We start from the raw sequence: 14022 nt of genomic DNA, 5'->3' as shown, positions 1-14022 counted from the left end.
GGTTGGCTGTTAAAACCACCTCTTTGGGGAGTCGATGAGTTATGAAGGACATCTATTTAAAATTCGGCAATCCGGCGATCAAAGGCGAATCCGCCGATAAAGATCATGCTGGCTGGATCGAAATCGATTCGTGGAGCCACTCGATTACGCAACCGCGTTCGGCAACGGCTTCGACGGCGGGTGGTCACACGTCCGAGCGTTGCGAGCACGCCGACATGCAGTTCACGAAAGATATCGACGTGGTCAGCCCGCTGATCTATCAACACGCATCGGGCGGTACGACGTTCGACGAAGTGACGATCGACTTCATGCGTTCGGACGGCGAAGGCAACCGCATCAAGTACCTGGAAGTGAAACTCAAGTACGTGATCATCTCGAGCGCCACGCCGAGCGTGGTGGGCGAAGGCCTGCCGACCGAACAGTTCTCGCTGAAGTACGCTGCCGTGCAGTGGAAGTACACGCAGCAGAAGATCGGCGGCAACCAGGGCGGCAACGCGCAAGGCGCGTGGAGCCTGACGAAGAACGACAAGACGTACGCGGTTTGATGCCGGGGTGCGCGCGGCGTGCGACCTGAAAAGGCTGACGTCCGCCGCGTGCACCTCGCGTCGAACCGCTTCTTCGGACGCTGATGAAACGCTTCGAACCCAGCTTTCTCGACAAGCTGTTCGACGACGAACCGCATTTGCCGGCTTCCCCGGCGATGCGGCAATTGTCGTTGGACGAGTTGAAGGCCACCGTCGCGCGCGACGTCGAGGCGATCCTGAACACCCGGATCGCTCTGACCGAGCACGAGCTGGCGGCGCTGCCGGAATGTCAGCGCTCGGTGCTCACATACGGTCTGAACGATTTTGCGGGCTTGAGCCTCGCGAGTCACTATGACCGCACGTTTATCTGCAAATCGATTCAACAGGCAATCGCACGGCATGAGCCGCGCTTGCAGCAGGTGGCGGTCACGCTCGAATTAAACGAACAATCCACCAACGCGTTGAATTTTGCGATTCAGGCGCTGCTGGTCGTGCACCCGGCAGAAGAACCGGTGAGTTTCGATGCAATGCTGCAGCCTTCTACGCTGCAATATTCGGTGACGCGCGCACGCGCCAAGCTTTAGTACCTGATTTTGGCGGCTGAGTTTTAGTACCTGCGTTTTGGTGTTTTTAGTACCGCTTTGCTGCCGTTAACGCGCAACGGTGGCATGGATTGGGCGGAGAGGATTCAGGTCCGGGGATATCGATGGAAGAATTGCTGCCGTATTACGAGCGCGAATTATCATTTCTGCGGCGCTATTCGCGCGATTTCGCCGAGCGCTATCCGAAGATCGCAGCGCGTCTGGCAATGTCCGGCGAGCACTGCGAAGATCCGCACGTCGAGCGGATGATCGAGTCGTTCGCGCTGTTGGGCGCGCGCATCAACAAGAAGCTCGACGACGATTACCCCGAATTCACCGAAGCGCTGCTGGAAGTGCTGTATCCGCACTACCTGCGGCCGTTTCCGTCGTGCTCGATCGCGCAGTTGGGCACCTCGGCCGCGCTCAGTCACCTGACCGAACCGGTCCTGGTCGAGCGCGGCACTGAACTCAAGTCGCGCCCGATTCGCGGTGTGCAGTGCCGTTTCCGAACCGCCTACGACGTGACGCTGGCGCCGATCCGCATCTCGGAGGCGAAGTACACGTCGGTGGCGATGGCGCCGAGCGCGACGGTCTTGCCGGGAAACGCTACGGCAATCGTGTCGATCACGTTCGAATCCACGGCCGCGCAGCTCGATCTCTCCGCATTGAAAGTCGGCACGTTGCGCGCCCACCTGCACGGCGAGCAATCGTTTATCGCGGCGCTGGCGGACTGCCTGTTCGTCAACGCAATGGCCACGTATGTCGAAGCGGACCGCCGCGGCGTGTGGAAGCAACTGCGTGAATCGCCCGTCGTACAAGCCGGTTTCGATGAAGACGATGCACTGATCGATTACCCGGCCAAATCGCACCCGGCCTACCGGCTGCTGACCGAATACTTCGCGTTTCCCGAAAAATTCAATTTCACCGATTTCGATCTGGCGGCCATGACGCGCGCGAGCGGTCGCTGCCAGCGTCTGACGCTGCACGTCGTGCTCAAGGAAGTGCGCAGCGATTCGCACATCGCGCGTCTGCTGGATTCGTTGTCCGCGCATCATTTCCGCTTGTTCTGCACGCCGGTGGTGAACCTGTTCGAACAGCATGGCGAGCCGATCCGCGTCAGCCACCAGGCGGTTTCATACCCGGTGATCGCTGAGGCGCGTCGCGCGTTCGCGTACGAGGTCTATTCGATCGATTCGGTGAAACTCGTCCGGCAGAAGGCGCACGAAGAATCGGTGATCGAATTCCGGCCGTTCTATTCACTGCATCACGGCGAAGCGGCGCGTGCGGGGCACTACTGGTTCGCGCGGCGTAACGATTGGGTTGCGCAGAAAAGCCCCGGTTACGAGACCGAAATCTCGATCGTCGATATCGACTTCGAACCGGCGGCCCCGCAAACCGATACGCTGAGTCTCGATCTGACGTGTACCAATCGCGATTTGCCGGCCGGCCTCGCCGTGGGGCTCGAAGGCGGCGACCTGTTTCTGGAAGGCGGTTCGCTGACCGGCAGCATCGCGATGCTGCGCAGGCCGACGCCTAGCGTGCGCTTCGAGCGCGGGCGCGCCTCGCACTGGCGGCTGATTTCGCATCTGGCGTTGAATCATGTGTCGCTCGCCAATAGCGGCCTGTCAGCGCTCAAGGAAATGCTGGTGCTTTACGATTTGCGGCGCACGGCGGTGTCGGCGCGGCATATCGACGGATTGGTCGGCATCGAGCAGCGCGCAGCGGTGCAATGGCTGCCGGGCAAGCCGTTTGCGACCTTCGTGCGCGGCATCGAGATTCGTTTGACGATCGACGAAGAGCATTTCGTCGGCACGAGTCTCGCCTCGTTCGTGCGGGTGATCGATACGTTTTTCGGGCTGTACGTGCATCTGAACAGCTTTGTGCAACTGGTCGTCGTGTCGAAGCGCACCGGCGAGGAGATTCTGCGATGCAAACCGCGCAGCGGCGAATCGATCCTGGCGTAGTCGAACAACTTCTCGACGAACCGCATCGCTTCGAATTTTTTCAGGCGGTGCGGATTCTCGAGAAGTGGTTCGCGCAGCAAACGCCGTCGAGTAATAGACGCCCCGGCGAAATCGTCGCGCAGCGGATTGCTTTTCGCAATTCGCTGTCGATGTCGTTTCCGCCTAGCGAAATTCACAGCGCGCAGTCGTACGACGATGCAGGTACGGCGCTGAAAGAGAAGCCGCAGCGCACCGCCGCGCTTGCGGCGGGTTCGCTCCACAAGGTCGATATCACGCCGGCGTTTTTCGGTTTGCTCGGCGGCCAGGGCGCGTTGCCGCTGCATTACACCGAGCAGATCATCGCGCGCGAGCAGATTCAGCGCGACCGGGCCGCGCGCGAATTCTTCGACGTGTTCTCGAATCGCGCGACCGCGCTGTTCTACGCGGCATGGAAGAAGTACAGGCTGCCGTTTCATTACGAACTGGATCGCGACGAGCGCTATCTGCCGCTATTGCTCGCGCTGGCAGGCGTTGCCGACGACGACACGCGCAACAGTCTGCAAAGCGGCGACGGTGCGCTATTCGACGAAGCGATTGCCGGTTACGCGCTGGCCGCACGGCATCGGCCGGTTTCCGCGGCCTATTTGCAGCGTACGCTGTCCGAATACTTCAAGGTGCGGGTACGCGTCGAGCAGTTCGTCGGAAAATGGTACGACGTGCCGCGCGATCAATTGACCGTGCTCGGCGGTGTCAACGCGACGCTCGGCGCCACCGCGCTGGCGGGCGAGCGCGTCTGGCAGCGCGACATGCGCGCGCGGCTCGTGATCGGTCCGCTCAACAAAGCCGACTACGAAGCATTTTTACCGGGTGCCGACCGCGCCGTGGCGCTCGAACGCATGCTGACGCTGCTCGCCGGCGTGACGCTCGAATACGAGATTTCGCTAGTGCTGCGCCGCGCGGAAGTGGGGCCAAGCATGTTGAGCGGCGGCGCACGCCTCGGCTGGGACGCCTTCCTGTGCACCAAGGCAGCCGACCGTGACCGCGCGGATGCCCGCTACGAATTGCACGTGATTCACTGACCACAACAATAGAACCTGGACCCGGATCGCACGACATGAGTACGTCCCTCAATACCCTGATCGCCAAACTGAATCCGACCTGCCGGCAGGCGGCTTTGCTCGCGGCGAACAACTGTCTCGCGCGCGGTCACTATGAGGTCGACCTCGAGCATCTGTTGCTGGCGCTGCTGGATGAACCGGCGAGCGATGTCACGCTGGCACTGCGTGCGAGCCGGGTCGACGCGCATGCTTTGCGCGCGGATATCGAGCGCGAATTGCAACGTTTGAAGACTGGCAATACGCGCACGCCGGTGTTTTCAAAGCATTTGATCGACTTGCTCGAACAGGCGTGGCTGATTGCATCGCTCGATTCGCAGATTGGACGGATACGTTCGGGGCATTTACTGCTGGCATTGTTGACGGCGCCGGATCTCGCGCAGTTCGCTGAGCGCATGTCGCCGCTGCTGCGCGACGTGCGGGTGACGGATCTGAAGCACAAGTTCGACGAATTGACCGCCGGTTCGCGTGAAGTCGAACGCAGTAACGCTGCGGAGAACGCGGCGGAAGGCGCGAGCGATACGGCTGCGGCCGAATTGGCACCCGGCGCGCCTTCCAGAACTCCCGCGCTCGATACGTACACCAGCAATCTCACGCAGCGTGCACGTGAAGGCAAGATCGACCCGGTGATCGGTCGCGAAGCCGAGATTCGCCAGACCATCGACATCCTGATGCGCCGTCGGCAGAATAATCCGATCATGACGGGCGAGGCGGGCGTTGGTAAAACAGCCGTGGTCGAAGGTCTCGCGCTGCGCATTGCGGCTGACGATGTGCCCGCGCCGCTAAAAGGCGTCGCCTTGCATGTGCTCGATATGGGTCTGTTGCAGGCAGGCGCCAGCGTGAAAGGCGAGTTCGAGAACCGCCTGAAAAACGTGATCGACGAGGTGAAGAAGAGCCCGCATCCGATCATTCTGTTTATCGACGAAGCGCATACGATCATCGGCGCCGGTGGTCAGGCCGGGCAGAACGACGCAGCGAATCTGCTGAAGCCGGCCTTGGCGCGCGGCGAATTGCGCACCATCGCGGCGACCACGTGGAGCGAATACAAGAAGTACTTCGAAAAAGACGCGGCGCTGGCGCGGCGTTTCCAGGTCGTCAAGATCGAAGAGCCGAGCGAGACCCTCGCGGCGGCAATGTTGCGCGGCATGGCCGCGTTGATGGAAAAGCACTTCAACGTCCGCGTACTGGACGATGCGATCACCGAAGCGGTGCGTTTGTCGCATCGCTACATCAGTGGCCGCCAACTGCCGGACAAGGCGATCAGCGTGCTCGACACCGCTTGTGCCAAAGTCGCGCTCGCCCATAGCTCGACACCTGCCGCGATCGACGACACGAAGAAACGGCTCGAACGTATCGACACCGAAATCGCCGCGCTGGAACGCGAGGTGGCGAGCGGGGCGTTGCACGACGAGCGGCTTGCGGAATTGCGCAGCCTGCGCGAAGAAGACGTGAAAGACCTGGCCGTTGACGAGGCGCGCTATGACAAGGAGCGTGCACTGGTGACGGAGATCGTCGGCTTGCGTGCGGAAATCGACGCCGCGCGCGTGAGCAGCGCGGACGCCGGCCAGGCCGACAAGGCGCCGCAGGCGCGCGAAACGCTTGCCACGCGCGTGGCGGAATTGCATGCATTGCAGGGCGGCCAACCAATGGTTCCATTGCAGGTTGATGGCCACGTGGTCGCCGAAATCGTCGCTTCATGGACCGGCATTCCGCTCGGCCGCATGATCAAGGACGAAATCCAGACCGTGCTGAATCTGCAGCCGCTGCTGGCCTCTCGCGTGATCGGACAGGACCACGCACTCGATGCGATCGCGCAACGCGTGCGCACGGCCAGTGCGAGTCTCGAAGACCCGAACAAACCGCGTGGCGTCTTCATGTTCGTCGGACCGTCGGGTGTCGGCAAGACCGAAACCGCGCTGGCGCTCGCCGACGTGCTGTACGGCGGCGAACGCAAGATGGTCACGATCAACATGAGCGAGTATCAGGAGGCGCACAGCGTGTCGGGCCTGAAGGGTTCGCCACCGGGCTACGTCGGCTATGGTGAGGGCGGTGTGCTGACCGAGGCGGTGCGTCGCAATCCGTATTCGGTGGTGCTGCTCGATGAAGTGGAAAAGGCGCACCCTGACGTGCTGGAAATGTTTTTCCAGGTGTTCGACAAAGGCACCATGGACGACGCCGAAGGGCGCGAGATCGATTTCCGCAACACGCTGATCATCCTGACCTCGAACGTCGGCTCGCAGGCGGTGATGCAGGCATGCCTGAACAAGAGTGCCGAAGAACTGCCGGATACGGACGAACTCGCGGAGACATTGCGCCCGCAACTGTACAAGGCGTTCAAGCCGGCGTTTCTCGGCCGTATGAAAGTGGTGCCGTACTACCCGATCTCCGATGACGTGCTCGCCGAAATCATCGCTTTGAAGCTGGAGCGGATTCGCCGCCGCATCGAGTCGAATCACAAGGCGGTGTTCGAGTGGGACGAGTCGCTGGTCGATGCGGTGCTCGCACGCTGCACCGAAGTGGACTCCGGCGCGCGCAATGTCGACCATATTCTGAATGGCACGCTATTGCCGGAAGTCGCACAGCAGGTGCTGGAGCGCATTGCCAACGGCACCGCGATCGAACGCATCGCGGTACGCGCGAGCGACGCGGGCGAGTTCGAATACACGGTTGTGTGAGCGGGCATGCCCCGCCTGCCTGCCAATCTGTTTTAATGCCGTACCGGATACTTATTGCTTTCTGTCATGCCGACTAATCTGAACACGCTGCTGGCCCCGATCAGCGAAGCCTCGCCTTGTGGCGAAGACCTGCTGTTTTCAGCGGATTTCGACGCGATCCAGCACGCGCGCCGATTCGAAGACCCGTCGCTGGATCAAGGCGAATGGGTCACGGATATCAAAGAGGCCGACTGGCCATTGGTGGTCGAACGTTCCAGCAGCCTGCTGCAGACGCAGACCAAGGATTTGCGTCTCGCTGTCTGGCTCACCGAGGCGCTTGCCATCGAAGAGGGCGTGACCGGTCTCACGCAAGGGTATGCGCTGCTGACGGGGTTGTGCGAAAAGTACTGGGATCACGTGCATCCGCTGCCGGAAGGCGATGATACCGAGTATCGACTCGGCAACGTCGCGTGGCTGGTCGGCCGCACCGGCGATCTGCTGCGGGCGACGCCGCTCACATCGTCGCAAGGCAATTCGTACAGCACGATCGATTGGGACGTGGCCACGCATGTTGCGCAAGCGGTCAAGCGCGATCCGGATCACGCCGACGATATCGCGCGCGGCAAGCCTTCCATCGAGCAGATCGAGGCGTCGAAACGTGCCACGCCACCGGCGTTCTACTCAACGCTGCTGGTCGATCTGAAAGCGTTCGAAGCGGCGATACTCGCGCTCGAACAGGAACTGGACCAGCGCGCTCCCGATTCGGCGCCGAGCTTCCGTCAGGCGAAAGATGCGTATGAAAGCGTCTACCGGTTGGCGGAACGCTTCGCACGCGAGTTGGGCGTAAGCGCCGAAGCGTCGCCGCCAAAAACGCCGAACCCGGACGAGCACGAACGCGCCGAGCCTACCTTCAAGACTTCACCGCAACGCGAGGAACCCGTGTTGACGACCAGCCAGACTATCCCGAGCGGCCCGATTGCAGGAATCCAGAGCCGTGCACAAGCCGTCGCGCAGTTGCGTGCCGTGGCTAAATTCTTTCGCAGCACCGAGCCGCATAATCCGGCTGCTTACCTCGCCGACAAGGCGGCGGAGTGCGCGGATATGCCTTTGCATCAGTGGCTTTCCTCGGTAGTGAAGGACGGTGGGTCGCTCGCGCATATTCGCGAGCTGCTGGGCGTGAAGCCCGAGGACAACAGCTAAGACTTCCATAGTGCAAACAAAAAAGCCTGGCATCGAACATCGGTGTGCCAGGCTTTTTTTTGATCACGCGCTCAGGCAAGCAACAACTCAAGACCCCGCGCGAAACTCAATGCGTCTGTTACGCGCCCGTCCATCGGTCGTGTCGTTCGATGCAATCGGCTGATCCGGACCCACGCCTGTGGTCGTCATCTGCTCGGGCGGGATGCCCTTGGCGACCAGATAACCCTTCACCGCGTCCGCACGCGCCTGGCTCAGCGCGATGTTCGAGGTGCGATTCCCCGAGTTGTCGGTATGGCCGATGATCGCCACCGTCTTCGTCTGCATCTTCGACAACACGGCCGCCATCTGATCGAGAATCGCGCGGCCTTGCGGCGTGAGCGTCGCGCTGCCCGTCTCGAACTCGATGGTGCGATTCGCCAGAGTCTGATCGAGCACGCCCTGTTCAGATGCGCTCACGCGTAGACCGTTCTTGATCGTGTAGGTCGGATTCAGTGCGTTCGCCATATCGCTTGCGAGCTGCTGACGCTGCGATTCGTTGTGCACTTCACCTTTCATGTCGATCTGCGTGCCGTCGATCTTCAACTGGCCTTTGCTGATCTGCTTCAATTGCGGGCCGATCAGCTTTTGCACGTTGGCGGACCAGTTCGGCGGCGTCGCGACGTCCGCGACTTCGATCTGATCGACTACGTTGGACGCGCCGTAGGTGTCGCGCAGACGTGCCAGCACGGCGGCCTTGGTCGCTTCATCCGGCACTTTGCCGCCCACGACGACCTGGCCCGGCATGGCATTGGCGGGCGGCGGCGATGCGCTGATCGCACCGGTGCCGGCGCCGGTGGTGCCGCTGGCGAGCCCGGCCGTGGTGACGGCAGGGCCTGCATTGCCCGGCTGCGCCGAAGCCGCGGGCAGAATCGTCGTGCGAATCGCAGTGCCGCTGTTGTCGACCGGCGTGACGCGTGCCGGGCCGTCGTTGTCGGCATGGGCGAGCGTGCTGATCAGAAGGCCGGCCAGCAGCGAGGCAATGCGCGTGTGTTTGCTCAACATCGTGTCACGCTCCCGTGAATGCTTCGCGGAACGTGTCGATGCTGACACGCAACGACAGTTGCGGTTGGTCGAGGTAGCTGACGAGCTTGCTGATGCCATGGTCGTTTTGTGCGTGCTCGTCGATCCACTCGGGATCGTCGATATCGATGTTATGTGCCGCGTACGCCTGCGGATCGACCACGCTATGCAGCGTTTTGGCCGAGGCGCCGTTAAAGCCGATGATGAGCCGCTCGCGCTCGGCAATCGTGCCGATAAAAATCGCCAGTTCGAAATCGGCCTGCGAGACGAACGGCGCGATCAGTTCGAGCCAGAATGCCGCGACTAGCGAGCGATAGAACGGATCGTTCGGCAGCGGCAAGGTCAGCCCACGCTCGAGATGCGACGAACCGCTTTGCATCACCGGGCGCAGCAGCGAACCGAGCGCCAGCATCGCGCCGCGCAAGCGCACCGGATGACCGCTCGCGAGCAGCATCTGTTCGAGGCCGGCGAGTGTCTGATGCTCGACGAAGTCGTTGAAGGTGCCGTCGTGCGGATTGCCCGGCCCACCGCCGATTTCGATCTGCACTTGTGTTTCGCCCAGCGCCTGGAGCGCGCCGGCCGGCTCGCTCACACCGAGCAGCGGCTTCATCTGCGAGGCGACACGCGACCACAGGCGCGCGAAGGCGAGCGGACTGCGCGCGAGGAACGTCAGCGGCTTTTCGACTTCCAGCGCGGTCGCGGCAAGAAACGGAAAGCGCCGCGACGACTGATCCTGACTCGCCACCATATGCCCCGCGATCGCCAGTTTGCTGCGCGAACCGAGGAACGCGAAGTGCATGGGCTGGGCGCTTTCGTAGACGATCTTCCAGCGTGGGTCGTCGGTGAGCAGTTCCATCGCCTCGGCGATCCAGCGGTCGAGCGTGGCCAGCAATTGCGGGTTATGCGGGCTTTTGACGAAGTCGCCGCGCGACGGAATCTTGCCGAAGTAGGCGATCTGCGCCTGCACGGTTTGTGTCATTGCGCACCCCCTGTGTTCGAAACCGCGGCGGCCGTTGCCGGCCGTGCCGCTTGCGACGTCGGCGTGGCAGCGGGCGCGACGCCCGGTGCACCACCCGCGGCCGTCGCATTGACTGAATTCGCCGCCGCGCTCACATCCGCCACCGAAGACGGCAGCCGCAAGCCGCGCAGGCTCTGTTGTTGCGGCGCGTCGCTGGTGGCGCTGCCCGAAGCCTGCGACGTGCTGATGATGCGCATGCTGACCGCCACGGTCACGTTGCCTTGCGTCCAGGACAGATCGAAGGTGCCGTCCGGGCGGCGCTTGCGTTGCGCCGAGTTGATCAGCTTTTCCAGACCGTAGCGGCCCGGCTCGTTGACCAGTTGCAGCGTGCGGCCGTCGAAGGTCGTGGCATTCAGCGTCGCGCCAGGCGAGCCCGACGGATTCGGCCAGACGAAGTTGGTCCATTGCGGCGGCGTGTTGCGGTAACGCATTTGCTGGCCGTCGATCGCGAGCGTGTATTCCGTGGTGCCGCTGCTTGGCTGCGGCAGGATCTGGAACACGGTCTGCGGCTCGGCCGAGCTTTGACCCGACGAGCTCGCGGCTCCCCCGGCCAACGGCGCTACCCAGCGCGCGAAACCGCTGGTGAAGTCAGGCGTCAGCGCGAGACCCATATCGCCCCATGTGCGCGAGGTCAGCGTGTCGCCGCGACGCACCGCAAGCGGCCCGAGCGTGGTGCCGACAAACTTGGCGATCGCACCGTCCGGCCCGAACACCTGGGCGATTTCGCCGGCGCCGGCTTCGACCTTCGCGTCGCCTGCAAACGGATACTTGTTCGCGAGCGAGCTCTGGAAGGTCTGATAGACCTGCGCGTTCCACACCTTGTTGACTTCGACGCTGGCCGGCTGGATCACCACCGCATAGGCCGCCATCAGCGGACGCACCAGCAGCGGGCGCAGCGCCTTGCGTTGCGAATCGGTGAGGCCCGTCAGCATCTGTTCGTCGACGTACTTCAGCGAATCGGCCAACTCGGAGCCACTGCCGTCGAGCGTCTGTTGCATCAGCTGACGCGCGCCCGGTCCCGGATCGCCCTGGTTCTTGATCACGTTAAAGCGGGTACGGACCTTCGAGAGCGTGTCCATGTAGCCCTTCAACATCGAGCCGTTGTCGCCGGAGACGACGATGCGGCCCAATGCCGAGAACTCCTGGCCGATCGGGCCCATCGGTACTTCGACCGGATTGCCGTTGATGTCGATGTTGGCGTTCAGCTGGCCGGTCGGCGCACGCGAGAACCAGTTCTTGAACCAGCTGGTCATGCCGGATTGCGCGCGTTTCAGGTTCGCGTTGAAGAGCGACGGGTTGTCCCACGAGGTCTGGTCATACGCGGTTTCAAGCACCTTGCGGATCGGCGAGTCTTGCGGATCGCCAAGACGGTTCATCGCGTCCACCGCCTGGCCGAAGCTGCCGAAGCTCTGCACGGCAATGCCTTGCATGAACTTCTGCCAGTGCATCGCGTACTCGGTCTTGTACATTGCCACCAGCGCTTTCTGGATCTGCTCAGGGCTGCCTTCCAGCGTCAGGTCGTCATGCGCGGAGGTGTTGAGCACCCAGTCTTTTGCCTGTAATTCCTTGGTGGCGGCGTCACGAATTGCCGGTTGCACGTACTGGAACCACGCCTCACGCGTGAAGGTGCCGGGGATCGCATAGCTGCCGGCCACCAGCGCCGTATTGTTTTCGCCGACGATGCGCGCGATCGTCATCGGCGCGAAGCGGGTCGACGCACGCGCCTTGATTTCCTCGTAGACGCGCTGACGGGCCGGCATGCCGCGCACCACGCGGCGCAGGTTTTCACGCGTCTGGTCGACGAGACCGAGGTTTTCGTCGATCATCGGCCAGTCATTGTCGGACACGCGCGACAGATAGAACGTGATCATGCGCTCGGCGCTGCGGATCATCTCGTCGCGGGGCATGTTGCCGCGATTCGTCTCGAGCCAGCCGCGCCAGAAGCGGGCGACCTGATCGGTCAGGTGAGCCGTTTCCACGTGACGCTTGTCACTGAGCATCAGGTAGGTCTTGAGCGCGTTGTACGCGTCTTCGACGTTGGTTGGCGACGCGTCGCTATACAGGCCGCCCTGGCTGTTCGCCGCCATCGCCGCGTGTGCGGACACCGGAATCGCGGCGGCGTCCGGCGTGCGGTTCAGCGGCGCGAGCTGATCGGGGTGCGCGTTGACGTCTTTCAGGAACGAGGCGAGATTCTGCGAGACCGGGTCGAGCAGGATCTGGCGCACGCCGTTGTAATACTCGGTCAGCAAGTGCTGCTCGAGACGGTCGCCCTGATACAGCCCGAGCGACACCGCCAGCGGCTTGTCGCGGCGGAACTGCTCAAGCTGGTCGATGCGGTCTTCCAGAATGTCCATAGCCTGCAAACGCGATTGCAGGTCGTTGCGGTTCTGCTGCAGGCGCACCACGTTATCGAGGTCCGCCTTTACATTGTCGGCGAGCTGCTGATTGCCGATCGTCGACCACGTCCAGCCGCCGAGCGCCAACGCGAGCACTGCGACGAAGCCGAAGAACGTTGCATAGCGCATGCGTGTCTTGGCGGGGCTGGCGAACTGCTTGACGGTCTGCCGGTCGGCGAAAATCACCTTGGAGAACAGATCGCGCAGGAAGAAGCCGTTCTTCGAGAACGCGCTATGCGGCTTGGGCAGGCTGTCAGCGGAAAGGCCGAAACGGTTGGCGATGCGTGTCGCAGCGGCGCTGTTGGTTTCGCCTTCCTGCAATGCGCTGGTGAAGTAGAAGCCGCGGAAAATCGGCTTATGCTGGAACGGATTGGTTTCGAACAGCGTGGCGAGAAACGCGCGCAACGCGGGCTTGATCGCCGAGAATTCGAGCGGGAAGCTCAACTGACCCGGCGAGAGCTTGTTGCCGCGGTTGATCGACATCTGCGCGACGCTGATTTCTTTCAGGCCGTCGTAGAGCTCTTCAAAGTGCTCGTCAAAGAGGCCCACTACGTCGCGCTTCTCGTCCGGCTGGTAGGGCAGGGTGGCGCCCCATACGCGGTCGTATTCGTGACGGTCATTGCCGCTGAAGAATTCGGTGAAGCCCGTGATCAGATCTGCCTTGGTGAACATCACGTACACCGGCGCGAACACTTCGAGCTTCTCGGTCAGCTCCTGAACCCGTTGGCGCAGGTTTTTCGCAAGATTGATCGCGAATTCGGGCTTGCTGCTGGTCAACTCGGCAATGCTCGCCGTCACGATAATGCCGTTGATCGGTGCCTTCGGCCGGAAACGCTTGAGCAGGCCGAGGAAGCCGAGCCATTCGGTGCGGTCTTCTTCGTGCACCGAATAGCGGCCGGCGGTGTCGAGCAGAATGCCTTCGGTCGTAAAGAACCAGTCGCAATTCCGCGTGCCGCCGATGCCATGAATCACCGCATTGTTCTTGTCGGCGAAAGGAAATTGCAGGCCTGAATTCAGCACGGCGCTGCTCTTGCCCGCAGCAGGGTTGCCGATCACGATGTACCAGGGCATTTCATACAGCGCCGAGCCGCCGGACATCTGGCCGATCTTCGAAGTCTTGATCGTTTTCACTGCGTCGACGAGGCGCGTGCGCAGCACGTCGAGTTCGGCTTGGCGCGCGGGCGTCGGGGCGGGGCCGGTTTCGGTCTGCTTTTCAGCCTGTTGCTCGAGCATTTCGCCGAGCTTGTTGTTCGCGCGCCGTGCGCGCAGTCGGCGCACCACCCAGACCAGCAGCCAGAGCGCGATCACCGCGCCGAGCACGATGGCAGGCCACATCGGATCGATCTGCAGGGTATCGGCGCCGATGAACAAAACAGCAGCGAGCGCGAGCAAGCCGATGATCGAGAGCGTGCGTGTATGGGTCAACACGTTAAGAATGCGTCGCATAAGCCGTTCAGGTCTTGGTGATGTGTGTTGTGGCGCGTGTGTGGCAAACAGCATGACGCGAGCGCGGACAAAGTCTGTCTGCGCCG

The 14022-nt window shown here is 62.2% G+C and carries 9 protein-coding genes; 6 read left to right on the top strand and 3 right to left on the bottom strand.

Annotation, left to right across the window (positions count from 1 at the left end):
• Window positions 1–41: 41 nt before the first annotated feature.
• The 6 genes from tssD to tssA all read left to right on the top strand — a co-directional run bounded on the left by tssD (window position 42) and on the right by tssA (window position 8017).
• On the top strand, window positions 42–545 hold the full coding sequence (gene tssD, locus PQR40_RS16610; protein WP_054036475.1) for an Hcp family type VI secretion system effector: 504 nt from the start codon (window positions 42–44) through the stop codon (window positions 543–545).
• Window positions 546–628: 83 nt separating this feature from the next.
• Window positions 629–1108: a type VI secretion system baseplate subunit TssE gene (gene tssE / locus PQR40_RS16605; protein WP_054036473.1), complete on the top strand. Its 480-nt coding sequence runs from the start codon at window positions 629–631 to the stop codon at window positions 1106–1108.
• A gap of 122 nt (window positions 1109–1230) precedes the next feature.
• A complete protein-coding gene (gene tssF, locus PQR40_RS16600; RefSeq protein ID WP_408338666.1) occupies window positions 1231–3069 on the top strand; it encodes a type VI secretion system baseplate subunit TssF in 1839 nt (612 codons plus the stop codon).
• Window positions 3033–4127: a type VI secretion system baseplate subunit TssG gene (gene tssG, locus PQR40_RS16595; RefSeq protein WP_408230275.1), complete on the top strand. Its 1095-nt coding sequence runs from the start codon at window positions 3033–3035 to the stop codon at window positions 4125–4127. The genes tssF and tssG overlap by 37 nt, the downstream gene beginning before the upstream one ends.
• A gap of 35 nt (window positions 4128–4162) precedes the next feature.
• Entirely contained in the window at window positions 4163–6838 is a 2676-nt protein-coding gene (gene tssH / locus PQR40_RS16590; protein ID WP_408230278.1) for a type VI secretion system ATPase TssH, read from the top strand.
• Between the two features lie 66 nt (window positions 6839–6904).
• Window positions 6905–8017 carry a type VI secretion system protein TssA gene (gene tssA, locus PQR40_RS16585; protein WP_408230281.1) on the top strand — a complete coding sequence of 371 codons (1113 nt, stop codon included), beginning with the start codon at window positions 6905–6907 and terminating at the stop codon, window positions 8015–8017.
• An 87-nt stretch (window positions 8018–8104) separates the two neighbouring features.
• Here the strand turns inward: tssA and PQR40_RS16580 are convergent, their stop codons facing one another.
• From PQR40_RS16580 to tssM, 3 genes are read right to left on the bottom strand one after another with little or no spacing between them, the layout of a single operon-like run.
• Window positions 8105–9058, bottom strand: coding sequence for an OmpA family protein (locus PQR40_RS16580; protein ID WP_408509420.1), 954 nt, complete (start codon window positions 9056–9058; stop codon window positions 8105–8107).
• Window positions 9059–9062: 4 nt separating this feature from the next.
• Window positions 9063–10055 carry a type VI secretion system-associated protein TagF gene (gene tagF, locus PQR40_RS16575; RefSeq protein WP_408338662.1) on the bottom strand — a complete coding sequence of 331 codons (993 nt, stop codon included), beginning with the start codon at window positions 10053–10055 and terminating at the stop codon, window positions 9063–9065.
• Entirely contained in the window at window positions 10052–13936 is a 3885-nt protein-coding gene (tssM, locus tag PQR40_RS16570) for a type VI secretion system membrane subunit TssM (RefSeq protein WP_408338660.1), read from the bottom strand. Before tssM ends, tagF begins: the two co-directional genes overlap by 4 nt.
• Window positions 13937–14022: the final 86 nt, after the last annotated feature.

It is taken from the genome of Paraburkholderia sediminicola (genome assembly GCF_046026855.1).
Classification (GTDB): domain Bacteria; phylum Pseudomonadota; class Gammaproteobacteria; order Burkholderiales; family Burkholderiaceae; genus Paraburkholderia; species Paraburkholderia sediminicola_A.
This window is presented reverse-complemented; position numbering and strand designations above follow the sequence as displayed.